This window comes from Verrucomicrobiota bacterium JB022 (assembly GCA_030673845.1).
In the GTDB taxonomy this organism is placed as follows: domain Bacteria; phylum Verrucomicrobiota; class Verrucomicrobiia; order Opitutales; family Oceanipulchritudinaceae; genus WOUP01.
Map to the genome: position 1 here is coordinate 90,542 of JAUTCQ010000001.1, position 25,644 is coordinate 116,185.

Below are 25,644 nucleotides of genomic sequence, written 5' to 3' on the forward strand. Positions count from 1 at the left end.
GGGATACACACGTAATTCCGGCTTTCAATCGCGATGCGAGGTCGGCGTCGCAGCTTCGACATTCTCACGTCTCACCATCAACCATGGCACAAGAGCGAATTTCGCGTAAAAGTTTCCTGCTGTCGGCTGGTGCACTTCTCGCCGGGGTCTCCCTGGTGAAAGGTCAAACGCCGCAGAAAGAGCCCACACGATCGACTGAAGCGTCGGATTTGCCGCGCCAGTTGGAGCGCGACAAGCGGTCGGTCCCTTACCAGGCCGATCAACGGTAAGCCATTTTTCGGAGATCTCATGCCCAACATCTTTTCGCGCTCCGCTAACAGTGTGCCGCTCCAGGTCATTATGGTCCTGGTTGTACTGGCCTGCACGGTAGCTGCAGCGGTTTGGTATTACTACCCGCCGCAATACACCCGTGTCGGCTACATGCCGCACCAGCCGGTCTATTACAGCCACAAGATCCACGTCGATCAGCTTGGCCTGGATTGCCGCTACTGCCACTCTTATGTCGACCAGTCGGGCCATGCCAATGTGCCGGATTCGCAGACGTGCATGAACTGCCACTCGCAGGTGCGTCGCGACAGTCCCGCCCTGGCCCCGATCCGCGAAAGCTTCGAGAGCGGCGAGCCGGTCGAGTGGGTCCGCATCCACGAGATGCCCGACTACGTTTACTTTAACCACTCCGTGCACGTAAACCGTGGCGTGAGCTGCGTGGAATGCCACGGCCAGATCAACGAGATGACGGAAGTCTGGCACGACAAGCCCCTCTCGATGGGCTTCTGCCTCGATTGCCACCGCAATGCCGACCAACACGTCCGCCCGCTCGACAAGGTTTACGACCTGACCTGGCAACCGGAAAACCGTGAAGCGTTCCTGGAACAGGCGCACGAACGGGTCGTCGACTGGAACATTAATCCTCCCCAAAGCTGCTCGGGTTGTCACCGATGATTCAGGACTTCCAAAACTCTTCCGCCTCCGGGGCGGGCACGACGGGCAAGAGCTACTGGCGTAGCCTTGACGAACTCGCCGACACCCAAGGTTTCCGCAACTGGCTCCACCGCGAATTCCCGGAAGGCGCCTCGGAAGCCACCGGCGTGAACCGTCGCCACTTCCTCAAGATCATGGCGGCCTCCTTCGGTGCCGCCGGCATCGGTCTTGCCGGTTGCCGCCGCCCGGAAGCCAACATCCTTCCCTATTCCCGCCAGCCGGAGAATAGCATCCCGGGCCTGCCGGTTTTCTACACCACCTCCTTCCCGGACGCTGTCGACAGCATTCCGCTGGTGGTCGAAACCCACCAGAATCGCCCGACGCACCTCGAAGGCAATCGCGGCTACCAGCTCTACGGCGGCGGCATGAACGCCTTCGCTCAGGCTTCGGTGCTCAACCTTTACGATCCCGACCGCATGACGGCCTCTTCCGGCGCGAACAATCGCCGGATCAGCAGCGCCGAAGTCGCGGACGTGCTCAAAGCAGTGGGTGACAAGTTTGGCCAGACGGGCGGCCAAGGCCTCGCGATCCTCGCCGAGCCCAGCAGCTCGCCGACCCGCCGCCGCCTCGCCCAGCAGCTCAAGCAAAAGATGCCGCGCCTGCGCTGGGCCGAATACGCCCCCGCCGGCCGCACGAATCCCGACAAGGCTCTCAGTCAGGCCCTCGGTCGTTCGGCCCGTGCGCTCTACAGCCTCGAGCAGGCCAAGGTCATCCTCGCCGTCGATAGCGATTTCACGACCCAGGAGCCCGGCTCCCTCGGCCTCGCGCGTGCTTACGCCAAGGGCCGCAAGGTCGAGAACAAGGCCGACGCGAAGAACATGAACCGCCTCTACCTCGCCGAGAGCGCCTTTACGGCGACCGGTGCTATGGCGGATCACCGTCTGCGTCTGCCCACCTCCCACATGCCGGCCTTCGTCGCCCTGATTGCGGCGGAAGTGCTCAGCCAAAAGGGTGGGGACGCTGGCCTCGTCCAGCAACTCCGCGAACAAGGCGCCAGCGCCGGTATCGACGCCTCCTGGATCAAGGAATGTGCGGCCGACCTGCTCGCCAACGCCGGCCACGCCGTTGTCCACCCAGGTGCCCACCTGCCGGCTCCGGTGCACCAGCTCGTCCAGCTGATCAACGCCCAGCTCGGCGCAGTCGGCCACACCGTCCAGTATGTCGAGCTGCCCGCCGATGAAGCCCTGACCATTCAGGAGCTTGGGCAGGCGATGGACGCTGGCGAAGTCGAGACGCTGATCATCCTCGGCGGCAACCCCGTTTACAATGCCCCGGCCAACCTCGGTTGGGAAGCCCTGCAAAAGAAGGTCAAGCAGGTCATCCGTCACGGTTACTACTACGACGAGACCTCCCTCCTCTCGCAGGTCAACATCGCCAGCACGCACTACCTCGAAAGCTGGAGCGACGGCCTCAGCTACTACGGTGCCCTGCTGCCGGTGCAGCCGATGATCCTCCCGCTCTTCGAAGGTATCTCGGAGCTGGAAGTCGTGGCCCGCCTCGGCGGCCAGCAGACCTCCGACACCTACGCCCTCGTCGTCGAGACCTTCGGTGCCTTTACCCAGGAAGCCGACAGGGCCAAAGCCTTCAACCGCTTCCTGGCCGACGGTGGTCTGCTCGATCGCCGTTTCCCGGCCATCAACGCCACGGTCACGGCTGGCGCCATTCGCAGCCGCCTCGGCGGGTTCGACTTCAGCGCCCCGCGCCTCGGCAAGGACGCCCTCGAAGTCCGCATCAAGCCCAGCGACAGCGTCGGCGACGGCTTCTGGAACAACAACGGTTGGCTCCAGGAAGTGCCCGACACGATGACCAAGCTCACTTGGGACAACGCCATCCTCATCAGCCCCAAGCTGGCGGAGGAAAGCGGTTACAGCACCAAGGACGGCAAGTTCCTCATCGGCGGCGTTGCCAAGCAGCAAAACTCCTTTACCAAGGACACCCAGACCAGCCCGGTGGCTGAGCTGAGCCTCGATGGCACCACCATCCGCGGCCCGCTCTACATCATGCCCGGTCTGCCCGACTACAGCGTGGTCATCACCCTCGGCTACGGCCGCAGCAAGGTGGGCCGCGTGGGCAAGGGCACAGGCTTCAACGCCTACCCGCTGACCCATAGCGATTCGCCCGGCGCCCGCATCGGTGCCAAGATGACCGTCCTCGCCGAGCGCTACCCGCTGGCCAACACCAGCCAGCACTGGTCGATGGAAGGCCGCGCCATCGTGCGCGAAGCCAACGCCTCGCACCACGCCGAGCATCCAGACTGGGTCGACCACGTGGGCATGGAATCGCACTCGCCGCCCATCTACGGCACGGCGAAAGACATGTCGCTGCAAGAGAAGTCCCTCAAGCAGCCCCGCGGTAACAGCCTTTACGAGCACCCCGAGTTCGGTGCCCCGCCGCCCAACGTCTCCGCCTGGAAGAAGGAAGGCGCGATGGAAAAGTTCATCCCCGAGCAACAGTGGGGGATGAGCATCGACCTGAACACCTGCACCGGCTGCAACGCCTGCATCATTGCCTGCCAATCGGAAAACAACATCCCGATCGTCGGCAAGGAGCAGACCGCCATGGGCCGCGAAATGCACTGGCTGCGCCTCGACCGCTACTTCAGCTCCGGCGACATGGAGCAGAACCGCGTCTCGCTCCCGGCCAACCCGCAGGCCTCGTTCATGCCCATGGGCTGCGTGCACTGCGAAAGCGCCCCCTGCGAGCAGGTCTGCCCCGTCAATGCGACCGTCCACGACAGCCAGGGCCTCAACGTGATGGCCTATAACCGCTGCGTCGGCACCCGCTATTGCGCGAACAACTGCCCGTATAAGGTCCGCCGCTTCAACTTCTTCGATTACAACAAGCGCAATGTCGACGAGCTGTATGCTGGGCCGCTCGGCACCGACAAGTACAAGACCGAAGGCGGCACCCTCGCAGCCATGCAGCGCAACCCGGACGTGACCGTCCGTATGCGCGGGGTGATGGAAAAGTGCACCTATTGCGTCCAGCGCATCCAGCAGGCCAAGATCGCCCAAAAGGTGAAGGCCAAGGATAGCAACAACATTCACATCCCCGACGGCCTCGTGCGCGTCGCCTGCCAAAACGCCTGCCCGACGGAGTGCATCACCTTTGGTGACATCTCCGACGCCAACACGGCGGTTTCCAAGGCCAAGGCGAATGACCGCGACTACGCGCTGCTCGGCTACCTCAACGTCCGCCCGCGCACCACTTACATGGCGCGCCTCCGCAACCCCAACCCGAAGATGCCCGACTATTCCGAGCCGCTGAGCTACAAGGAATACAAAGGTGCCAGCGGCGGGGACCACGGAGCCCATGGCGATGAGGCACATGCCGCCCACGGCCACGACGCCGAAGCGCACGACAGCCACGACAACCATGACCACGCCGCCGGCGATGAGCATCACCACTAAACCGACGCTAACCTTTAACGATCGATAACCTTGAGCAGCGCACACAGTACAGCTCATGCCTCCGCCAAGGAGCCGGCCGTCCTCAAAGAGGTACGCCCGGCCAACATGCCCCGGCGTGAGATCATTGAGAACCAGCGCGACTACGGCTGGATCACTCAGAAGATCTGCGGCATCGTCGAAGGAAACGCGCCCACCTGGTGGTGGACCGCCTTCATTTTGGCATGCCTCATGGCGAGCTTCACGCTCGCCGGCCTGATCTACCTCGTCTCCACCGGCACCGGTGTCTGGGGCTTGCGCAATCCCGTCTTCTGGGGTTGGGCCATCGTCAACTTCGTGTTCTGGATCGGTATCGGCCACGCCGGCACCCTGATTTCCGCCATTCTATGCCTCCTGAAGCAGAAATGGCGGACGTCGATCAACCGGGCCGCCGAGGCCATGACCATCTTCGCGGTGGTCTGCGCCGGCATCTTCCCGCTCTTCCACGTCGGCCGCGTCTGGTTCGCCTGGTTCCTCACGCCCTTCCACAATTACCAGTGGGTATGGCCCAACTTCCGCTCCCCGCTGGAGTGGGACGTGTTTGCGGTCTCGACCTACGGCACCGTCTCCGTGCTCTTCTGGTACATGGGCATGATCCCCGACCTGGCGGCGATCCGCGACCGCGCCCACGGCGTCCACGCCGAGCGCATGAAGCTGATCACCGGCAAATTTGCCCAAGGCTGGGAACGCGGCTGGTATACCTTCCGCAAGTATTTCTACGGCGTGCTGGCCATGGGATGGCGCGGTAGCCACCGCCACTGGAACAACTACGAAATGGCCTACCTCCTCCTGGCAGGCCTCAGCACACCGCTCGTGCTCTCCGTGCACACCGTGGTGTCGTTCGACTTCGCAGCTTCCAACCTCCCCGGCTGGCACACCACGATCTTCCCGCCCTACTTCGTCGCCGGCGCTATCTTCTCCGGCTTCGGAATGGTGCTTACGCTGATGCTCCCCTTGCGCGCCATCTTCGGCCTGCAAGACCTCATCACCCAGAGCCACATCGACTGCATGGCCAAGATCTGTTTGGCCACCGGCACGATGGTCGGTTACGCCTACGGCATGGAGTTCTTCATCGCCTGGTACGGTGCGAACCCCTATGAAGGCTTTGCCTTCGTCAACCGTGCGTTTGGTCAATACGCCTGGGCCTACTGGATCATGATCTCCTGCAACGTGATCACGCCGCAGTTCTTCTGGTTCAAGGCCGTGCGTGAAAACCTCTGGCTGGTCTGGATCCTCTCCTGCATCATCAACGTCGGCATGTGGTTCGAGCGCTTTGTGATCACCGTCACCTCGCTCGCCAACGACTTCCTGCCGGCCAACTGGGACTACTATAGCCCAACCGTGGTCGACATCTTCACCTTCTTTGGCACCTTCGGCCTGTTCAGCGTCCTGTTCCTGCTCTTCATCCGCTTCCTGCCTCTCATGGCCTTTGCGGAAATCAAGGCAGTGTCGCCTCAAGCCGATGTGCACGGTCACGCTCACGAACACCACATTACGCCTCCGACGGAATGAGCAAGCCCTACGGAATTCTAGCTCTTTTTGATACCGCCCAGGAGATCTACCACGCGGCCGAAGCCGTTCGGGACGCGGGATACAAGCGCTGGGACTGCATCACGCCGTTCCCCATTCACGGGATGAACGAAGCGATGGGCCTGCGCCGCTCCCTTGTCGGCGCCTTCACGCTCGTGGGTGGCATCACCGGCTTTACCACGGGTATGACGATCGCCTGGTTCATGGGGCAGGTCAACTACCCCCTGATCGTGCAGGGCAAGCCGTACTTCAGCTTCGTGTTCCCCTTCCCGGTGGCCTACGAGCTGACGATCTTGCTGTCGGCCTTCGGCACCCTGCTCGGCATGTTCCTCATCAATCGCCTGCCGCGCCACCACCACCCGGTGATGGACTATTCGAAATTTCACCGCCTGATGGACGACAAGTTTGCCGTCGTAATCGAAGTGGACGATCCCCTGTATGACGAAGCTCGCACCCGCTCCCTCCTCGAAGGGCTGCACCCGAGCGAAGTCGTGCTGCTTGAAGATGTAGAGGAGGTGAAGGCCTGATGAAACAGTTCCTCGTCATCTACGTCTTCGGCCTCATCGCCTTCATCTCGCTGATGGGCTTCCGCGGCTGCAAGTTCCGCCAGGCTCCGCTGGAGATCTTCCCGGACATGGACCGTCAGGCCAAGTTCCTCGAACAGGCTGGCAATGGCTACTTCGCCGACGGCCGCAACGACCGCCCGGCGGTGCCCGGCACCATGCCGCACCTGACCGCCTTCCAGGAAAACTACGTGCACACCCAGCCCGACGGTCACTTCCGCGAGGATGACTACCTGGCCACCGGCGCTGGCAACCTGGGCACCAACAACGCTTTCGGCGACGGCATCCCGGTCGACTTAACCCAGGAAAACATGGACCGCGGCCAGGAGCTCTTCAACATCTACTGCATCGCCTGCCACGGCGAAGTGGGCAACGGCAAAGGCGTCGTCGCGGCCGAGCGTTACGGCTTCGCCACGATCGTCAGCCTGCTGGACACCCGCATCATGGAACAGCCCGACGGTGAGATCTTCAACACCATCACCCACGGCAAGAACACGATGTATGCCTACGGCAGCAAGATCCGCGTTGAGGATCGCTGGAAGGTCGTGATGTATGTGCGCGCCCTGCAGCGTGCCTCCGCCTCGACCATCGACGATGTCCCCCCCGAACACCGCGAAGACCTTTAAGGACCATGAGCAGCAGCTCGGATACATACTCTCCCTCCATTGCCGCCAGTGCGGGCGGCCGCAAAGAGCCCTCGACGATCTTCCTGATCGCGGGCGCCATCCTGCTGGCCCTCAGCACCATCCTCCTGTTCGTCACGGGCAGCGAGGTGGACCCGGCTCGCAGCTTCTCCGGCTGGCTCGTGGGCGCCTCCTTCTGGGTGTCCATCGTTATCGGCACCCTTTTCCTCACGATGATCTGGTATCTCTTTGATGCCGGTTGGTCCATCGTGGTGCGTCGCCAGATCGAGCACTTTTTCGCCGCCACCCCGTGGCTCCTCGTTTGCTTCCTCCCCCTGATCGCCCTGGTGATCATGAACCCGGAAGGCGGCAAAGTGGCCTGGACGTGGCTCGGCGCTGCCAAGGAAGCCCCCGGCGGCCACGGCACCGTCGCTGACGACGTGCTGTATCAGGCCAAGTCGGGCTACCTCAACCTCGCCTTCCTGCTCATCCGCTTCTTCGGCGTGTTCGCCGTGTGGATCGGCCTGACGCACCTCTTCCGCAAGTGGTCGCTCAAGATGGACGAGACGGGTGACCACAAATACGTGCACTGGGCTCGCAAGCTCTCCGCCGCCGGCATCCCACTGTGTGCGTTCGCGACCACCTTTGCCGCGATCGACTGGTTCAAGTCCATGAACTACCACTGGTTCTCGACCATGTATGGTGTCTGGTTCTTTGCTGCCAGCATGCGCGCCGGCCTCGCCGCCACGGTGCTTGCCCTCTTCTGGCAATCCCGCCGCAACGGCAGCCTGGAAGGCATCGTCAAGCGCCCGCACTTTTACCTGATGGGCTGCATCATGTTGGCCTTCACGATCTTCTGGGCCTATATCAGCTTCTCGCAGTTCTTCCTCATCTACAGCGCCAACATCCCGGAAGAAACCTTCTGGTACAACATGCGCGAGTTTGCCGCCGATGGCTCGAAGAACAGCTGGTACATCATCAGCCGCCTGCTGATCTACGGCTACTTCTTCATCCCGTTCTTCTGGCTCTTGTTCTACACCAACAAGTTTGGCTGGCGCATCCTGGCCGCAGCGGTCTACATCCTGGCCTTCCACATTGTCGACCTCTACTGGAACATCATGCCGCAGGAGCTGGTGGGTGATCACCACGAGACCTTCACCCGTCCGTTTTCCATCATGCCGGTCGACGTGCTGACGTTCCTCGGCACCGGGTGCATCTTCATCTGGGCCTACCTCCGCAGCAGCAACCAGTATCGGGCCGTCCCGATCCGCGACCCGCGCATCCTCGAATCGCTGAACCCCAATGAGTAACGCACACACTGATATCCATCAGCCGGAGCCCTCCGATCGCAAGATTCTGTTTTCCGCGATCGGTTGGGTAGGGGTTATCCTGCTCTTCGGCGTCATCGTGCTGATCGCCTACGGCCCCAATCAAGGGACCAACTCCATCGAGGCCGGTGGCGACGCCCGCCTGCAGATCAAGCGAGAAGTCTTCGCCGCCCAGAACAAGCTCGCCACGGGCTACGTGTGGGTCGACCAGGCCAACGGCCAAGTCCGCGTGCCCATCGAGCGCGCCAAGGCTTTGACGCTGCAGCAACTGCAGGCCGAAAACCAGCAAAAGCTGGAGGGTAACGCGGCTCAATGAGCTGGCCGGAATACATCGGCATAGGTGCGGTATTCGCCAGCCTCTTTTTCTTTGGCGGCGTGTTCGCGCTCTATTGGGCGAAGAAGAACAACCAGTTCGATAATTTAGAAGAAAGTGCCCGGGTCATCTTCGATGAGGATGAGCCGGAAGGCACTCAAACCGACTTTTTCCCGGGCAAGAAGTAATCTACCCTGCCTGCCAATTTTGCCATGAGCAGCCAATCTCCTACTTTGCTGGAATCCCTCAGCCCCACCGCGCCGGAGCAGCATGAGCAACTCCGCGCTCGGTTGAGCGAGGTAGACCGCTCCATGCGTCTGCCCGGGACCTTCTTTGTGGTCGCCTCCGTGCTGTGGCTGATGGTGGGCACGCTCTTCGCGCTGCTGACCGCCATCAAGTTCACCAACCCGGGGTTCCTCGGCGATCTCGAAGCCTTTACTTTCGGCCGCGTTCGTGCCGCTCACCTTAATAGCGTCATCTACGGTTGGGCCACCAACGCCGGCTTTGGCGTAGCGCTGTGGATCATGGCCCGCCTCTGCCGTACCCGCGTCCGCCACATCAACATCCTGATGACGGGCGGCGTGTTCTGGAACCTCGGCGTGACGGTCGGGGTCTTGGGCATCCTGCGCGGCGACATGATTGCGGTAGAGTGGCTCGAAATGCCGGCCTACGTGACGCCGCTGCTGGCCATCTCCTTTGCCATGATCGGCGTTTGGGCGATCATCGCCTTCCGCTGGCGCCAGTCGGACCACGTCTACGTCTCGCAGTGGTATATCCTGGCGGCCTTCTTCTGGCTGCCCTGGCTCTACTGCGCCGCCCAGATCCTGCTCGTGTTCGAGCCCGCCAAGGGCGTCGTGCAAGCGCTGACCAACTGGTGGTTCGCGCACAACGTGCTCGGCCTCTGGCTGACTCCGATCGGCCTTGGCACGGCTTATTACCTGATTCCCAAGGTGCTCGGCCGCCCGATCTACAGCTATTATCTTTCCGTCTACGGTTTCTGGACGCTGGCCCTCTTCTACAACTGGGCTGGTGTGCACCACTTGATCGGTGGCCCCGTTCCCGCCTGGGTTATCTCCTGCGGCACGGTCGCCAGTGTGATGATGGTGATCCCGGTCGTTGTGGTGGCATTGAATCACCACATGACGGTCGTGGGCCTGCACCGCCAAGGCTGGGCCAGCCCGACTATCCGCTTTATCGTGTTTGGGGCCATCAACTATACGGTGGTGAGCCTCATCGGCTCGGCCATGGCGTTGCGCGATGTGAACCTGAATACCCACTTCACGGACTTCACCGTTGGGCACGCGCACCACGGCCTGTATGCCTTCTACACGATGATCATGTTTGGCGGCATCTACTTCATGCTGCCCCGCCTGCTCAACCGTGAATGGCCGAGCGCCTTCCTGATCAAGACCCACTTCTGGATGACCGCAATCGGTATCCTGTTGATGGTGAATGCGCTGCAGATCGGTGGCTGGCTCTTTGGCGAGCACATGAACGCGCTGACGCCCGATGGCTCCAGCTATGCCTATGCGTTCCAACAACTGGTGGAAGACCGCATTCCGTGGCACTGGCTGCGCTCGATCTCGGGCTTCCTGATCACGATCGGCCACTTTGCCTTCTTCATCAACGTGATGTGGATGTTGTTCCGTCCGTCGCAGGCTGGCCGAGCCTCCGAACCTACTTTGTTGACGCGCCCTACTGCTGAAGCCAATGCGTAGTCTACCTTTACTCTTTTTGGGGATCTTCTTCACCCTCGCGTTCTCCTGGACGGGGATCGTGTTGGTTACGAATCGCCAGCTGAATGATTTGGACCCTGTCAGCTCCACGCTGACGGACGCCACGGAGACGCCCATTTCTGGCGTCACTTACGAGGACCCGGATACCGGCGTAGTTCTCCCCGGCCTGAACCAGGCCAACGAGCCTCTCTACCCGCAGATGGTCTCGGGCAGCGCGCTGCGAGGTCAGCGTGTCTACGAAGAGATGGGCTGCCTCTACTGCCATAGCCAGCAGGTGCGCCGCAAGGGCTTCGGTTCCGACTTTGAACGGGGCTGGGGGCAACGCCAGTCCGTCGCACGCGACTACATCATGCAGAGCCGCGTGATGCTCGGCACAATGCGGACGGGGCCAGACCTCGCCAATGTGGGCATTCGCTACGACGCTACCTGGCAGTTCCAGCACCTTTACAACCCCAAGATCACTTCGCCTTACTCGATCATGCCGCCTTACGCGTTCCTGTTCGAAGAGCAGAAGATCTCGGAAACGCGCGGGCCCAGCCCTGAAGCCATCGTCCTGCCGGGCGATTGGGCGCTGGAGGACGGCTACGAGCTGGTTCCCACGCAGCGGGCGAAAGACTTGGTGGCGTATCTGCTGAGCCTTCAGCAGGAGTACGAACTCCCCGAAATGAAATTTGAGCAATAAAGCCGCATGAGCGACGACATTCGCAAACAGTATCCACCGGACGGTGAGTCGCGCGACACCTTCGAAGGCAACCGCTTCGAGGATGCCCGCATGCAGCGCGTGCACAACCAGCTGTTGCGCGAGCGTCCGGAGCCGACCGAGAGCTTTGCGCCTCTGCCGCTCGTCCTGACCGCCATGGTCATGTTCCTTTGCGTGTGGGCTGGCCTCTACCTGGCGAAGTACACCTTCAGCTTCGACCCCTTCCACTATAATGAAGACAAGGTGGCGGGCGCGGCGGCCGACGAAGGCCCCGTGGAGGTCGATATGATGGCGCTGGGCAAGCGCACGTTTGCGCAAAACTGCGTCGCCTGCCACCAGACCAACGGCCAGGGTATCCCGGGCACTTATCCGCCTCTCGCCGGCTCGGACTGGGTCCAGGGTGCTCCGGAGCGCCTGATCGCCGTCGTGCTGCACGGCCTGGCGGGCGAAGTGACGGTGAACGGCAATACCTACAACAATGCGATGACGCCCTTCGAGCGCTTGAAGGACCAGCAAGTCGCGGCCGTGCTCACCTACATCCGTACCACGCCCGACTTCAACAACAACGCGGCTGAAGTGACGGAAGAAATGGTTGCCGAAGTCCGCTCGCAAACGGCGGACCAGGGCCAGCAGTGGACGGCGGCCGAGCTCGACGAGCTTTTCGGCCCGGTCGGCGGCTGATTTCCGGGCCTTCAGAGACAGCTTTACCGCCAGCCCTGCCATCGGGGCTGGCTTTTTCATGCCCAAATGTCGAAAATGAGTTGCAGGAAGGGACTCATACTTTAGTCTCTTAGGTAGCATACCCAATTAACCCCTTTGCACCTATGGCACTGCGCGCAGACAACATCATCCGCACGGTGGGCAATACCCCGCTGATCAAGGTAAACCGCATGGCGGCCGGTCTCGAAGCCGACGTCTACATCAAGGCCGAATGGTTCAACCCGCTTAGCAGCGTGAAAGACCGAATCGGCCTGGCGATGATCGAGACGGCTGAGAAGGATGGCCGCCTGAAGCCCGGCAGCCTCGTGATCGAGCCCACCTCGGGCAACACGGGCATCGCACTGGCCTTCGTTTGCGCCGCCAAGGGCTACAAATGCGTGCTCACGATGCCGGAGACGATGTCGATGGAGCGCCGCATCCTCCTCACCCTGCTGGGTGCCGAGATCGTGCTGACCCCGGGGCCGAAGGGCATGCCGGGCGCGATCGCCAAGGCCCGCGAGATGGTGGAGAGCGAGGGCAAGGCTTTCATGCCGAGCCAGTTCGACAATCCGGCCAACCCGGAAGTCCACCGCCGCACGACGGCTGAGGAAATCTGGGCCGCGACCGAAGGCAAGATCGACATCTTTGTGGCTGGGGTAGGCACCGGCGGCACCATCACGGGGGTCTCTGAAGTGCTGAAGGATCGCAAGCCCGGCCTGAAGACGGTGGCCGTCGAGCCGGAAAACAGCCCGGTGATCAGCGGCGGCCAGCCCGGCCCGCACAAGATTCAGGGCATCGGCGCCGGCTTCATCCCCGGTAACCTTAACGTCAACATCATCGACGAGGTGATCAAGGTGACGAACGAAGCCGCTTTCGACACCGCCCGTGCCGCCTCGATCAACGACGGCTTGCCGCTCGGCATTTCCTCGGGGGCCAACCTGTGGGCCGCGCTCGAGCTGGCCAAGCGCCCGGAGAATGCCGGCAAGACGATTGTCACGGTGGGCTGCAGCCCTTCCGAGCGCTACCTCAGCACCCCGCTGGCCGAAGCCGCGCGCGAAAAGGCCGCCGGTCTGGTCACGGTCGAGCTGTAGACCGCCTACCGCTTGCCGTTCAGTTTTCGCCGCTCATCTGCCCGATGCGCGGCTTTTTTGTGCTCGGGCTGGTGAAGCTCGGCGACTGCCCTATGGTGGGGCCATGTCTGCACCTACCATCGTCTGGTTTCGCCAGGATCTGCGTCTGGATGACAATGTGGCCTTGGCGGCGGCGCTTGAGCAAAGCCGCAACGTCGTACCGCTCTTTATCTGGAGCCCGGACGAAGAGGGTGGGCGCGCGCCCGGTGGGGCAGGGCGGTGGTGGCTACACCATGCCTTATGCGACCTGCAACAACAGCTCGCCGGTTGCAACCTGCGTCTGACGATTCGCCAGGGTACGGCTGAGCAGGTGCTGCGCGATGTGGCCAAGGACACCGGCGCGGAGCGGATTTACTGGAGCCGCCGCTATGAGCCAGAGGCAATCCAGCGCGACAGCCGTCTCAAGACTACGCTGAAGGACGCCGGTTTCGACGTCGATTCCTTCAACTCCAGTCTGCTGGTCGAGCCGTGGAAGGTCGCGAAGCAGGACGGCGGTCCCTACAAAGTCTACACGCCCTACTCGAAGGAGGTGCTGAAGCACGCGTTGCCCGAGCCGGTAAAGGTCGACATGCAGCAGGCGATCGGGCCGGGCAAGTGGCCGCAAAGCCTGAAGGTGGACGAGCTGGGGTTGTTGCCTAAGATCTCGTGGGATGCGGGCTTTAACGCTGCCTGGGACCCTACGCGCGAGGGCGGGTTGAAGCGGCTGAACGACTTCGTGCAGCATTCCGCCAGTGATTACGCCGACGCGCGCAACCTGCCGGCGGAGGACGGCACCTCACGCCTCTCGCCCTACCTGCACTGGGGGCAGATCGGGCCGCGCGAGGTGGTGGCGGCGCTGGGCAAGCGGGCGGAGAAAGGGGGAGGGCATACCTTCCTCAAAGAGCTGATTTGGCGGGAATTCGGCTACCACATCCTCTACCACTTCCCCAAGACGGTGATTGAGCCGATGAACGACCGCTTCCGTGCCTTCCCGTGGACGCAGGACGAAAAGGCGTTGCAGGCCTGGCAACGCGGTCAGACCGGCTATCCCATCGTGGATGCCGGCATGCGGCAGCTCTGGGCGACAGGCTGGATGCACAACCGCGTGCGCATGATCGTGGGCTCGCTGCTGGTCAAGCACCTGCTGCTGCCGTGGCAGGAGGGCGAGCAGTGGTTTTGGGACACCTTGGTCGATGCCGATCTGGCCTCGAATATCTTGGGCTGGCAGTGGATCGCTGGCTGCGGGGCCGACGCCGCGCCCTACTTCCGCATCTTCAACCCCATGACGCAGGCCGAGAAGTTCGATCCCGACGGGGCCTACATCCGCCAATGGGTGCCGGAACTGGTCAAGTTACCCACCAAGTATCTTTCTGCGCCCTGGGAAGCCCCCGAAAATGTGCGCGAGTATGCCAAGGTGGAGCTGGGTGAAACGTATCCGTGGCCGATCATCGACCACCAGAAGGGCCGCGAGCGGGCACTGAAGGCTTTCGAGAAGGTGAAGACGAAGGACTGAAGGGCTTGCCACACGACACGTTTGGTATAAGTTAATCAGCGTGATACCTTCGTCGTTAAAGTGGCTTTTGATCTTGGTAAGCCTGGCGTTAGCTGGGACTCCTGGCCACCTCCTGGCAGAGGCGGAAACCGCCAGCTGCGCTTTCGGCGACGCCGCTACAATGGACAAGCTGGAACTGCTTTACTCTGTCGCCGACTACTATGTGAAAACAGGGGTTTGGCCGGAGAGTCAGGAGCCCCTTGTCCAGCACATGCGGCAAAAGTCTGAGGCTGCTTCCGCTCGGATTTCATCGATCGCAATCAGGATGGAGCAGCGGGGCACCGGGCTGGTCGTATGGCGCCTTTCTCCATCTGGTGAGTCGGATTGGGGCTTCCACGTTAAGCCCGGCACATCCGTGGAAGCAATTATCCAAGGCGCGAAGGCGGTGAAAGCACGCCCGACGACATTTTCCCGCGCTCGCCGCTGAAACTAGCGCGCGATATCCGCCTGATCGAGGATCTTGAGCCCCTTGGAGATCAGCACCTGGGCTGCCAGGTCCATATCTTCGAGGTGCAGGGCGAGGGCGGTGCGCTCCATCGGGCGGGTGAGGAAGGCGTAGAGGTAGTGGATATTGATCTCTGCCTCTACCAGCCCGCAAGTCACCTCGCGCAGGGCGTCGGCGGAGGGCAGCTCGACCACGAGGATGGGGGTGACGCTGAAGGTGTAGTTGAACTCCTCCAGTAGCGCCTTGGCTTCGTCGTGGTAATTCACGATCAGCCGCATGATCGAGCACTCCGTGGAATCCACCTGGCTGAGAGCCGCGATGTGGATGTTGCGGGAGGCAAAACGGCCGATCAAGTCGTTGAGACGGCCCACCTTGTTGTCGGCGAAGACCGAGAGCTGGTGGACCTGTTGGCGGTTAGAGCGCGCTGCCACTTCCGTAGGCATAAGCACGTATTGTTTTCGATTGCACGAGATTCGCAACGCAAAAGATCATTTAGATCCCTCTCTGCGAGCGAGTTGCAAGGAGCCCGATCAACGGGAAAAAGGATACCCCGGCTACGTTGGCCGTGAGTAAGAAAGTGGTGCTCAGGAAGGGACTCGAACCCTTACACCTTGCGGCACTGCCGCCTGAAGACAGCGTGTCTACCAATTCCACCACCTGAGCAAGAACACTTCAGCATCAAATGACTCAATGCTGGAAAGTTGAAGATCGTGCGGAAATCTCCCTGAGCGTCAAGCGCATTTGCGGAGAATTTCGCAGGTCGGCTCAGCGTCCGCTGAAAAAAACGAGGTAAGCCATCTGCAACAGGATGTAGATGAGGATCGAGATCAGCACCCAGGGCAGGGGGAAGAGGTCTTTGCGCTCCTGCTTGGCAGGGGCGGGTTTGTCGGAGGGCATTTCGGCCATCGAGGCACATTGAGCAAAAACCCCGGCGCGAGCAAGCGATGTGAAAGCCGATATGGGCAGCTTTTTACCTGCTTTAGGGTGAAATCGGCATCTGCCCCTTTTCTTGTAAACTGCGGGTTGACGCCGGGGGCCGTTTGCGTATGTTCACGGTTCCTTTGGCCCTCTGCGGTGTTCGGAAGATTTTCGAAGCGCTCTTCCCTGATAAGCTTAATAAGGGAGCCTAAAGCCGCGAGTCCCTGTCATGCCGTCCATCGGAAGACAATCGCTCGTGCGCAGGGCACCCACCTATAACACAACATAGGAAATGAGCTCGTTTTTCTTCACGGCACAGGCGGAGGGCCATTGCTTGTACTTAGAGCATTTCAAAATCCTGTTGCCGCGCTTGCTTGGTGCTTTGAACAGCGCAAAACGCGGCCACTTGCTCTTGAAATGCTCTAGTGTCATATTGAGTGAACAGTGCCGGATGCGAGTGCTCTTGATCCGGGTCTTGGTAGGCCCTATGGTGGCACCCCGCCGGGGTGCATTCTTGATCCTGAAGAACCCGGGGTGTCGGTCCGCTACTGCGGACCTTAACCCCGGGCTAAGAGCTGGTAAGCCTCTGGCTTGCTACAAGTTGCAGCATCCCTAAGGGATGCCATCACTTAGCCTGCAGTTGAGGTTCGCAATGCGAACCGACACTGCAGGTAACCGTCCAAAGAAAGGATGCACCCTGGAAGGGTGCCACTACGGAAAGGTTCATTTAATAAGACTTTAGGCTGATGCGGCCTGCTCCAGGGCGGCGATGTCTCCGCCGACGATCAGCGGCAGGTGCGCGGTAACCTTTTCGATGGGCCAGCTCCACCAGGCAATGGCTTCGAGGCGGGCGATGTCTTCAGGCGCAAAGCGGGCCTTGATGGGCTGGGCCGGGTTGCCGCCCACGATGGTGTAGGCTGGGACGTCGCGGGTCACGACCGAGCGGGCGGCGACGATGGCGCCGTTGCCGATCTTGACGCCGGGCATGATCAGGCTGTCGTAGCCGATCCACACGTCGTGCCCGATCACCGTGTCGCCCTTGTAGGGCAGCTCGTCCATCGCGGGCATCACCTTTTCCCAGCCGTGGCCGAAGATCTGGAAGGGGTAGGTGGAGAGGCCCGCCATCTTGTGGTTGGCCCCGTTCATGATGAATTTCACGCCGCGAGCGAGCGCACAGAAGCGCCCGATCACCAGTTTGTCGCCGATGAAGGGATAATGGTAGAGCACGTTGCGCTCGAAGTCTTCCGCGCCATCGGGGTCGTCGTAGTAGGTATACTCGCCGATCTCGATGTTGGGGTTGCGCACGGTGTTGCGGATGTAGCACACCTGCGGGAAGCCTTCCATCGGGTGGACGTTCCGGGGATCGGGGCCGTGCATCGCAGTTCCTTTAGCCAAGCGGGTAGGGGTGGCGGCGCGTGATTTCGTCGATCCGCTCCAGCACATCGGCGGGCAGCGTGGCGTCGGCGGCGGCGAGGGAGGGCTCGAGCTGCTCGACGGTGTTGGCGCCGACGATGGTGGAGGCGACAAAATCGTGCTGCTTGCTCCAGGCGAGGGCGAGCGTCACGGGGTGGAGGTCGATCTCGCGGGCCAGCTCGATCAGCTCGGCCGTGGTGCCGAGGCTGCGCTCGTTGACGAAGCGCTCCGCCATCTGTTTTTGCCGCTCCAGGCCCATGCTCAGGTAGCGGGAAAAGCGGGCGCCCTCCGGCAGCTCCGAGGCGTTGTATTTGCCGGAGAGCACGCCGCCGCCCAGCGGGGAAAAGGGCAGGCAGCTCAGCCCCTCGCGGCGACAGATGTCGGCCAGGCTGTCTTCAAAGCGGCGGTTGATGATGGAGAAGTTGTTCTGGATCGTCTCGTAGCGGCGCACGCCGTTGTCTTTCGCCACCTGCAGGGCCTTCATGGTGCCCCACGGGGTTTCGTTGCTGCTGCCGATCACGCGCACGAGGCCCTCTTCATGCAGCTCGTGCAATACTTCGAGGGTCTCTTCGTAGCCGAAGTCATGGTCGGGCCAGTGCGTCTGGTAGAGGTCGATGTAGTCTGTCTGCAGGCGGCGCAGGCTGCCTTCGATCGCGGCACGGATGTGGTGGCGGTCGAGGGCCGTCTTGCCGTGGCGCACAGGCGGCGTAAACCACGCGTGCGCGGCACCGGCCACCTTGGTGGCGAGGATGATCGACTCGCGGGGCTGGTTCTTCAGCCAGCGCCCGACGATTTCTTCCGTGCGGTGCACATAGCTGATGTCGGGCGGCACGGGGTAGATCTCCGCCGTGTCAAAAAAGTCGATCCCGGCGTCGAGGGCGCGGTCCAGGATCCGGTGGGCTTCCGCCTCGTCGCAGGTCGACCCGAAGGTCATGGTGCCGAGGCAGATTTCAGAGACGGTGATGCTCGATGAGCCGAGGCGTCGCTTTTGCATCCCCGAAAGGTGTCACGGGGAGGACGGTCTGGCAAACCAGAACAGACCGATCAGTCTTTGAGGCAGTCTCCGCCGTGAAACTTCTGCAAGGCGGCAAAACGTCCTCGGGGGTCTACGGCCTTCGCCGGTACCCAGCGCATCATATCTTCGGCAGACGGGCGCGGATACGTGTGTTGTGCCGATGACCCCCGCAGCAGGATCAGGCGATCCCAGAATTTTGGTGGAAGGGGCATCATGGTGAGGATTGGGTTTATGTCCCTATATATCGGCAGTTCAGTTAACAAGTTTAGGCGGGTGGGGCGGGGGTGCCCTTTGGGCTTGCCTCGGTGAGGGCTTCATGCAAAACAGGCGAATCTTGTCGCTCGACCATGGGCAGGCCTGTTTTGGCGGGTCGGCCCTTGCCCTGTTGCTCATCGAATCTGCCGGATGTCCCTCGACCATATCATTGTCATCACCGATACCGGGGTGGTGAATGGCGGCCTCGCCTATGTGGCGGTCGAGAGTGCGCTCGGCCTCGCCCGGCAGGGCCACCGCGTCACCTTTATCTCCGGCACCGAGGCGGTCGATCCGCGCCTGGAAGAGGCCAGTGGCCTGGAGGTGGTCAAGCTGGGCCGCGAAGCCTTCCTGGACCGGCCGGATCGCAAGCAGGCGGCCATCGACGGCATCCACGACCGCGAGGTGCAGCGCCGACTGGAGGCGCTCCTGCAATCGCGCCCCAAGGAGGGCACCGTCGTCCACCTGCACGGTTGGGTAAAAGTCTTTTCGCCCTCCGCCATCTCTGCGATCGAGCACGCCGGCCTGCCCTGGATCTTCACCGCGCACGACTACTTCGGCGCCTGCCCCAACGGTGCTTTTTACCAATACCCGGCGCAAAAGATCTGCACGCTGTCGCCGCTGGGCGCGCGCTGTCTGACCACCAACTGCGACAGCCGCTCGTACCCGATGAAGCTCTGGCGCTCGGTGCGGTCGTTCTCGCAGGCGCACATCCTGGGCAAGGCTCGCCATCTGCGCGCGATCGTCTACCCGTCGGACTTTACGCGCAAGGTGCTCGCCCCGCATCTGCCCAAGGTGGCGGCAGAGGTCCCCACCTCGCCCATGCGCATCGAGCAGCGCCCGCTCGCGCCCTGGAGTGAAGACGGGCCGATTGTCTTTGCCGGTCGCATCTCCCCGGAAAAGGGCTGCCACTTGCTGGCGGAGGCCGGGCGACTGCTGGGGCGTTCCGTCACGCTGATCGGCGACGGCCCGGCGCTGGCAGAGCTGCAGGAGCGTTACCCTGAGCATAGCTTTCTCGGCTGGCAGCCGCAGAGCTTTGTCTGGGATTTCCTGCCTACCGCCGGCTGCCTCGTGTTCCCCTCTGTTTGGTATGAGACGGCGGGGCTGACTGCGCTGGAGGCGATGGCGCTCGGCTGCCCCGTCATCGTGCCCAATGGCATTGCGACGACCGAATACGTGCAGGATGGCGTTACGGGGACGATCTTTGAGCGCGGCGATGCGGCCTCCCTCGCCGAGGCCATCAAGAAGACCTTGCCGCGGGGGGAGGAGCTGCGCCGCACCGCTTACAGCCGCTACTGGGCCGCCCCGTGGACGGTCGAGCGCCATTGCCGGGAGCTGATCCGGATCTACGGACAGGCGTTGGTGGATTAGAGGAAGGCGATTGCGCCTTCAGTAATTCTGATAATAAGGGCTCAATTTGTGCATTTGCCCTTTACTTGACCAGTTGGTCAACTATATTGCGAGATAATGGGACGTACCAGCGACGCGAAGGAACGCCTTTTGGAGGCCATCTACGACCTGATGTGGGAGCGCAGCTACTCCTCGCTGACGATCGACCAGATCTGCAAGGCGGCCGACGTGAAGAAGGGCTCGTTCTACTACTACTTCAAGTCGAAGACGGAGCTGGCGATCGAATCGCTCGACGTTTCCTGGCAGGAGATGCGGGCCAAGCTCGACACCATCTACTCTGCATCCAAAGACCCGCTGCAACGCCTCTTCGACCATGCGGACTACGCGCTGGAGAAAGTGCGCAAGATCCAGAAGGACAAAGGGCGCGCGCTCGGTTGTCCCTTCACCAGCATGTCCAACGAGTGCGCCTGCGTGGAGCCCGAATTGGCGGAAAAGATCGAAGAGATCAACCAGCGCTACCTCCGCTACATCGGCAACGCCATCCGCGAAGCGATTGCCGAAAAGCAGATCGACGAGATCGACCCCGATGAGGCCGTGCGCCTGATCGACTGCCTCTATGACGGTATGATGAGCCAGGCCCGGATGCGGAACGACCCGGAAATCCTGCGCGACCTCAAGCCGGGCTTCCAGCGTATCCTCGGCCTCAAGCAGGATGGCCAGTTGGTGGGCAAATGATTCTTTTGCCTTTCTCGATTTTTGACTAGACAGTCAACTATTCTGTGGTAGGGTGCATCTCATACTCGCCGTCATTCAAACGCAACCATCCTATTGACGCAGGTGAGGCTGTTCAGCCCAAGGCCCTGCAGCTCGTCCAAGTGATTATCGGGAGACCGCCGTTTGGCGGGTGATCTCCCCATTTGTGCCCTAACGGGCATTGCCTGTCCTCTTGACGCACTTTTTTCAAAAAATGTGCGCCTTCATGTCCTATTTCGAGACGCTCAATCGTCATTTCTTAGTAGATGACCATCTAGTCAAAATGAAACACCTTCAAGCTCTTCTTCCTCTGGCTACCGCCACCACGCTCGCTCTTCTTCCTACGCAGGGCTGGGCTCAATCGGCCACCGTTTTGGCGGCTCCGATCCGGCAGGTGCCGCTTCAGCCGCACGATTACGTGACCGGCTCGCTCCGGGCCGTGGCCCGGGCCGAACTGGCCGCCCGCGAAAGCGCCGCCGTCGATGCGATCCTCGTGAACGAAGGCGATACGGTCGAGCAGGGCGCGGTGATCGCCCGCCTCGACGGCCGCCGCCTGCAGGCCCTGCTCGCCGAGCAAAAGGCCCTCCGTTCCACGACCGACTCGCTGATCGCCCAGCGCGAGGCCGAGCTGGACCGTGCGCGGCAGGACTTCGAGACCAAGCGCACCTTGCGCGAGCGCGATGCGATCTCGCAAAGTGAGTTCCTCGACGCCCAGCGCGAATTCCGCGTCGCCGAGACCCGCCTCAACTCCGCCAAGGTCTCCCTGCAGGAGGTCGACAGCCGCATCGAGCACCTCGACGTCCGCCTGTCGGACTTGACGGTGCGCGCGCCCTTTGCCGGCCGCGTCGTCGCCCGCCACGTGGAGCTTGGCGAGTGGGTTACGCCCGGTGAATCCATCGCCACGCTCGTCTCGACGGGCAAGATCGAGGCCTGGCTGACGGTGCCCGAGCGCTTCGCCGCCGATGTGTCTGCCCATGCGCAGGAGATCAGCGTGCAAGTCCGCGGCCTCCAGCTCGACGTCGATTCCGAGAGCGTCGTGGTGGTGCCCGAAGTGCACCCGCGCGCCCGCACCTTCAACGTGGTGGTGGAGCTCGACGACCCGCAGGGGCGCCTCTCGCCCGGCATGTCCGTCACTGCCTGGATCCCGACCGGCGAGCGCCGCCCGTATTTCGCGGTGGATGTCGACTCGGTCATTCGTAGCCAGGAGTCGACCTATATCTACGTCGTCGACGCCGGGGGCGAAGGCTCCCAGGCCACGCGCAAGGAAGTGAAGGTACTCTTCACCGAAGGCAAGTGGCTCGCGATCGAAGGCGAAGGCCTGAAGGCCGGTCAACTCGTCGTCGTCGAAGGCAATGAGCGCCTGCTGCCTGGCCAGCCCGTGGTGGTGGAGCGTGTGCCCACCGGCGAACCCGAAATGGAAGTGGCGGCTACGACCCGCCCGCAGCCCAACACGCTGTAAGACTTACCAGACGCTCACATTCTAGTTTTCCCGTCAGGGAATTGAGGCCATGAACTCTTTGATTCAGTTGGCTATACGCCAACCTATAACCGTCGCCGTGGGGATGATCCTCTCTCTGCTGGCCGGCTTTATGGCGCTGCAAAGCGTTTCGGTGCAGATGGCACCCGAAGTGGATTCCGTCGTGATCTCCGTCACGACCCATTGGGAAGCCGCTTCGCCGCAAGAGATTGAAACCGACGTCGTCGAGCCCCAGGAAGAACGCCTGGGCAACGTGGGCGGCCTGCTCTCGCTCACCAGCATCAGCTCGGCCGGGCAGGGGCAGTTGCGCCTCGAATTCCGCACCGGCACCGACATCAACAAGGCGATGGCCGAAGTCGTCCAGAAGCTCGACGAAGTCCCCGGCTACCCGGCAGGCGTCGACGAGCCGGTGGTGGAAGACGTCGACCCCGAATCGGTCGACTACATCGCCTGGATCGGCCTCTCGTCCTCCGACCCGAACTTTGATGCCACGACGCTCTACGACTTCATCGAGCGCCGGCTTAACCCCCGCTTCGAGCGCATCCCGGGCGTCAGCCAGGTCGGCCTCGTCGGCGCGCGTGAGTCGGAGCTGCAGGTGCACGTCGATCCGCTCGCCCTGGCGCAGCGCGGCATCACCTACAGCCAGTTGATGGATGCTTTCCAACTCTCCAACGGCAACTTCTCCGGCGGGCAGTTGGAGGAGGGGAAGAACAACATCCGCATCCGCTCGGTCGGTCGCTTCCCGGATGTCGATGCGGTGGAAAACATGATCATCCGCCGCGACGAATACGGCCCCGTTTTCGTCAAAGACGTTGCCTCCGTCACGCAGCATTACAAGGAGATGACCGACTGGGTGCGCGCTCGCGGCGTGCTCATGCCCTTCATCAACTTCCAGCTCGAGAGCGGGGCCAACCTGCTCGATACGATGGCCGCGATCCAGCACGAGGTGGACCGCCTGAACGCCCCCGGCGGGCTGTTGGAGCAACAGGCCGCCCGCCTGGGCATCGACGGCAAGCTGGAGCTGGTGCAGACCTACGACTCCACCGAATACGTCCACGCCGCGCTCGAGCTCGTGCAGAGCAACATCATGGTGGGCGGTGTGTTGGCGGTGATCACGCTGCTGCTCTTCCTGCGCTCGCTGCGCACGATCGGCATCATCGCGCTCGCGATCCCCGTCTCCGTCATCGGCTCCATCGTGATCCTCGTGGCACTGGGCCGCTCGATCAACATCATCTCGCTGGCCGGGATGGCCTTTGCGGTGGGCATGGTGGTAGACAACGCCATCGTGGTGATCGAGAACGTGTTCCGCCACCTGGAGATGGGCAAGTCGCCCAAACAGGCCTCGCTCGACGGCGCGAAAGAAGTCGGTGGGGCCGTGGTGGCCTCGACGCTGACGACGCTCGTCGTGTTCCTCCCGATCCTTCTGATCCAGGAGCAGGCGGGACAGCTCTTCCGCGATATTTCGCTGGCGATCATGGCGGCGGTGGGCCTTAGCCTCATCGTGTCCGTCACCGTCATCCCGGCGGCCGCGTCCGTCCTGCTCAAGCGTGCTCCTTCGGCTGAGGAGCGGGAGGCCAAGGCACGCAACGCCAAGCCGCAAGGCCGCCTGCAGCGCCTCGGGGCCAAGCTCGGCTCGTTGCCGGATGTGATGGAGCGCTTTATTTACCGCCTCAACGGCAGTTGGGCCGCGCGCCTGGGGGTGATCGGCGGCTTTGCCCTCGTCACCATCGTGGGCACGGCTCTGCTGATGCCGCCGCTCGACTACCTGCCCAAGGGCAACCGTAATATCGTCTTCGGCATCCTCTTCCCGCCTCCGGGCTACAGCGCCGCGCAAATGTCCGTCATTGGGGACCGCATGGAAGCCCGCGTCCGCCCTTCCTGGGAAGCGACGGAAGACAAGTTTGCCGCCGAAGCCGTCTTGCGCGGCCACGCCTCGAACGGTGAAGACAACCGCACGGAAGTGCCCGTCGGTGACGGCTCGGGCGCGACCGTGCTGCCGCCCGAGATCGAACACTACTTCCTCGTGTCGTGGCAGGGCCGCATGTTCCAGGTTGCGATCACATCCGACCACCACCGCATCGTCGACGCGCTTCCGCTGCTCAACCACGCCGCTGGCGACACGGCTGCGCCCGACATCATGAGCTTCGCCTTCCAGTTCCCGCTCTTCCAGACCGGCGGCACCACGGGCTCGGCCATCAAGATCGACCTCGTGGGCGACGAACTGGAGCAGGTGAGCGGCGGTGCCATGGCGCTGATGATGAAGCTGATCGAAAACTTCGGGCCCTATTCCGTCACGCCCGAGCCGGCCAACTTCCTCCTGCCCACGCCCGAACTGCGCATCGTACCCAACGACGAACGCCTGCGCGAGCTGGGCATGACCCGCCGCGACGTAGGCCTCGCCGTGCAGGCCAATGGCGACGGCCTTCTCTTGCCGCGCCAATACCAGATGCAGGGCGAGCTGAAGGACATCAAGCTGGTCTCGGTCGATGCCTTGGCCGAAGATCCGATCGAGGCCCTGCTGAGCCTGCCGGTGGCGACGCCGGACGGTGAGGTGGTAGACTTGCGCAGCCTGGCCACAGTCGAGCGCATCCGTTCGCCGGAGCAGATCAAGCACGTGGATCGCCAGCGCGCCGTGACGTTGCAGTTCACGCCGCCGCCGAATCTGCCGCTCGAAGACGCCATCGCCTACCTGGAGCAAGCCGAGCAAGACTTGCGGGCCTCCGGCGCCATCGCTCCGGTCATCGAGATGAACCTCGCCGGTTCCGCCGGTGCGCTCAACCAGATCAAGGAAGTGTTGCTGGGCGACGGCAGCCTCATGGGCACGATCACCAGCTCGCTCTTCCTCGCCTTCCTCGTGGTCTACCTCGTGATGGTCGTGCTCTTCCAGAGCTGGGCCTACCCGCTGGTCATCATGACGAGTGTGCCGCTGGCGACGTTTGGCGGCTTCCTCGGGCTGGCGCTCGTGCACTGGTGGAGCCTCGTCGACCCCTACATGCCGATCCAGAACCTCGACGTACTCACGATCCTGGGCTTCGTCATCCTGGCCGGGGTAGTGGTCAATAACGCGATCCTCATCGTGCACCAGTCGCTCAACTTCCTGCGCGGCGAAGACGAAAACGGCGACAAGATCGAAGTCATGACGCCGCGTGCCGCCATCGCTGCCGCCGTGAAGAGCCGGGTGCGCCCCATTCTCATGAGCACGTTGACCTCAGTCGGTGGCATGTTGCCGCTGGTGCTGATGCCCGGCTCGGGTTCGGAGCTCTACCGTGGCCTCGGCGCCGTGGTGACGGGGGGCCTCGTCGTCTCGACCGTCTTCACGCTCGTGCTCGTGCCGCTCACCCTCTCCGTGCTGATCGACGTGCAGACCCGCTTTGGCGTCCGCCAGAGCACCGAAGCTGCGCCGGCCGATGCCGTGCCGTCGCGCGGCTAATCCCACCCGTC

General features: G+C 62.4%; 21 protein-coding genes, 1 tRNA gene, 1 other RNA gene and 1 pseudogene. 19 read left to right on the forward strand and 5 right to left on the reverse strand.

The window, feature by feature from the left end:
• Nucleotides 1–288 precede the first annotated feature (288 nt).
• The 14 genes from Q7P63_00395 to Q7P63_00460 all read left to right on the forward strand — a co-directional run bounded on the left by Q7P63_00395 (nt 289) and on the right by Q7P63_00460 (nt 15,007).
• Nucleotides 289–942, forward strand: coding sequence for a cytochrome c3 family protein (locus Q7P63_00395; GenBank protein MDP0498536.1), 654 nt, complete (start codon nt 289–291; stop codon nt 940–942).
• A complete protein-coding gene (locus Q7P63_00400) occupies nt 939–4,391 on the forward strand; it encodes a TAT-variant-translocated molybdopterin oxidoreductase (protein MDP0498537.1) in 3,453 nt (1,150 codons plus the stop codon). Before Q7P63_00395 ends, Q7P63_00400 begins: the two co-directional genes overlap by 4 nt.
• Nucleotides 4,392–4,496: 105 nt before the next feature.
• Nucleotides 4,497–5,939 carry an NrfD/PsrC family molybdoenzyme membrane anchor subunit gene (nrfD, locus tag Q7P63_00405; protein ID MDP0498538.1) on the forward strand — a complete coding sequence of 481 codons (1,443 nt, stop codon included), beginning with the start codon at nt 4,497–4,499 and terminating at the stop codon, nt 5,937–5,939.
• Nucleotides 5,936–6,484 (forward strand): DUF3341 domain-containing protein, encoded by a 549-nt coding sequence (locus tag Q7P63_00410; protein MDP0498539.1) that lies wholly within the window; start codon nt 5,936–5,938, stop codon nt 6,482–6,484. The genes nrfD and Q7P63_00410 overlap by 4 nt, the downstream gene beginning before the upstream one ends.
• Complete coding sequence (locus Q7P63_00415; GenBank protein ID MDP0498540.1) at nt 6,484–7,146, forward strand: cytochrome c; 663 nt, start codon at nt 6,484–6,486, stop codon at nt 7,144–7,146. Before Q7P63_00410 ends, Q7P63_00415 begins: the two co-directional genes overlap by 1 nt.
• A gap of 5 nt (nt 7,147–7,151) precedes the next feature.
• Complete coding sequence (locus tag Q7P63_00420; protein ID MDP0498541.1) at nt 7,152–8,453, forward strand: hypothetical protein; 1,302 nt, start codon at nt 7,152–7,154, stop codon at nt 8,451–8,453.
• A complete protein-coding gene (locus tag Q7P63_00425; GenBank protein ID MDP0498542.1) occupies nt 8,446–8,787 on the forward strand; it encodes a hypothetical protein in 342 nt (113 codons plus the stop codon). The genes Q7P63_00420 and Q7P63_00425 overlap by 8 nt, the downstream gene beginning before the upstream one ends.
• Complete coding sequence (locus tag Q7P63_00430; protein MDP0498543.1) at nt 8,784–8,972, forward strand: cbb3-type cytochrome oxidase assembly protein; 189 nt, start codon at nt 8,784–8,786, stop codon at nt 8,970–8,972. The genes Q7P63_00425 and Q7P63_00430 overlap by 4 nt, the downstream gene beginning before the upstream one ends.
• Nucleotides 8,973–8,996: 24 nt before the next feature.
• Nucleotides 8,997–10,502 (forward strand): cbb3-type cytochrome c oxidase subunit I, encoded by a 1,506-nt coding sequence (locus tag Q7P63_00435; protein ID MDP0498544.1) that lies wholly within the window; start codon nt 8,997–8,999, stop codon nt 10,500–10,502.
• Nucleotides 10,495–11,202, forward strand: coding sequence for a cbb3-type cytochrome c oxidase subunit II (locus Q7P63_00440; GenBank protein MDP0498545.1), 708 nt, complete (start codon nt 10,495–10,497; stop codon nt 11,200–11,202). The genes Q7P63_00435 and Q7P63_00440 overlap by 8 nt, the downstream gene beginning before the upstream one ends.
• A 6-nt stretch (nt 11,203–11,208) precedes the next feature.
• Nucleotides 11,209–11,901: a cytochrome c gene (locus tag Q7P63_00445; protein ID MDP0498546.1), complete on the forward strand. Its 693-nt coding sequence runs from the start codon at nt 11,209–11,211 to the stop codon at nt 11,899–11,901.
• A 143-nt stretch (nt 11,902–12,044) separates the two neighbouring features.
• The gene (cysK, locus tag Q7P63_00450; protein MDP0498547.1) at nt 12,045–13,010 is read left to right on the forward strand and encodes a cysteine synthase A; all 966 of its coding nucleotides are present in this window, start codon (nt 12,045–12,047) and stop codon (nt 13,008–13,010) included.
• 103 nt (nt 13,011–13,113) lie between these two features.
• Nucleotides 13,114–14,541, forward strand: a complete 1,428-nt coding sequence (locus Q7P63_00455; protein MDP0498548.1) for a deoxyribodipyrimidine photo-lyase — start codon at nt 13,114–13,116, stop codon at nt 14,539–14,541.
• Between the two features lie 160 nt (nt 14,542–14,701).
• Nucleotides 14,702–15,007 (forward strand): hypothetical protein, encoded by a 306-nt coding sequence (locus tag Q7P63_00460; protein MDP0498549.1) that lies wholly within the window; start codon nt 14,702–14,704, stop codon nt 15,005–15,007.
• Between the two features lie 2 nt (nt 15,008–15,009).
• On the opposite strand, the gene Q7P63_00465 is transcribed toward Q7P63_00460, so the two are convergent.
• From Q7P63_00465 to Q7P63_00475, 3 genes are all read right to left on the reverse strand, one after another.
• Nucleotides 15,010–15,456 carry an acetolactate synthase gene (locus Q7P63_00465; GenBank protein ID MDP0498550.1) on the reverse strand — a complete coding sequence of 149 codons (447 nt, stop codon included), beginning with the start codon at nt 15,454–15,456 and terminating at the stop codon, nt 15,010–15,012.
• 147 nt (nt 15,457–15,603) lie between these two features.
• Nucleotides 15,604–15,688 (reverse strand) — tRNA-Leu (locus Q7P63_00470).
• Nucleotides 15,689–15,790: 102 nt separating this feature from the next.
• Nucleotides 15,791–15,931 (reverse strand): hypothetical protein, encoded by a 141-nt coding sequence (locus tag Q7P63_00475; protein MDP0498551.1) that lies wholly within the window; start codon nt 15,929–15,931, stop codon nt 15,791–15,793.
• Nucleotides 15,932–16,088: 157 nt separating this feature from the next.
• Here Q7P63_00475 and ssrS point away from each other — a divergent pair.
• A non-coding RNA gene (gene ssrS / locus Q7P63_00480) (6S RNA) lies at nt 16,089–16,273 on the forward strand.
• Nucleotides 16,274–16,681: 408 nt separating this feature from the next.
• Here the strand turns inward: ssrS and Q7P63_00485 are convergent.
• Nucleotides 16,682–17,320 carry a Vat family streptogramin A O-acetyltransferase gene (locus tag Q7P63_00485; GenBank protein ID MDP0498552.1) on the reverse strand — a complete coding sequence of 213 codons (639 nt, stop codon included), beginning with the start codon at nt 17,318–17,320 and terminating at the stop codon, nt 16,682–16,684.
• A 10-nt stretch (nt 17,321–17,330) separates the two neighbouring features.
• The gene (locus Q7P63_00490; protein MDP0498553.1) at nt 17,331–18,350 is read right to left on the reverse strand and encodes an aldo/keto reductase; all 1,020 of its coding nucleotides are present in this window, start codon (nt 18,348–18,350) and stop codon (nt 17,331–17,333) included.
• Between the two features lie 426 nt (nt 18,351–18,776).
• Between Q7P63_00490 and Q7P63_00495 the strand changes: the two genes are divergently transcribed.
• The 4 genes and pseudogenes from Q7P63_00495 to Q7P63_00510 all read left to right on the forward strand — a co-directional run bounded on the left by Q7P63_00495 (nt 18,777) and on the right by Q7P63_00510 (nt 25,633).
• Complete coding sequence (locus Q7P63_00495) at nt 18,777–19,994, forward strand: glycosyltransferase family 4 protein (protein MDP0498554.1); 1,218 nt, start codon at nt 18,777–18,779, stop codon at nt 19,992–19,994.
• A gap of 96 nt (nt 19,995–20,090) precedes the next feature.
• Nucleotides 20,091–20,246 (forward strand): annotated as a pseudogene (locus tag Q7P63_00500) (TetR/AcrR family transcriptional regulator).
• A gap of 763 nt (nt 20,247–21,009) precedes the next feature.
• Entirely contained in the window at nt 21,010–22,185 is a 1,176-nt protein-coding gene (locus Q7P63_00505; GenBank protein ID MDP0498555.1) for an efflux RND transporter periplasmic adaptor subunit, read from the forward strand.
• A 49-nt stretch (nt 22,186–22,234) separates the two neighbouring features.
• Nucleotides 22,235–25,633 (forward strand): efflux RND transporter permease subunit, encoded by a 3,399-nt coding sequence (locus Q7P63_00510; protein ID MDP0498556.1) that lies wholly within the window; start codon nt 22,235–22,237, stop codon nt 25,631–25,633.
• Nucleotides 25,634–25,644 lie beyond the last annotated feature (11 nt).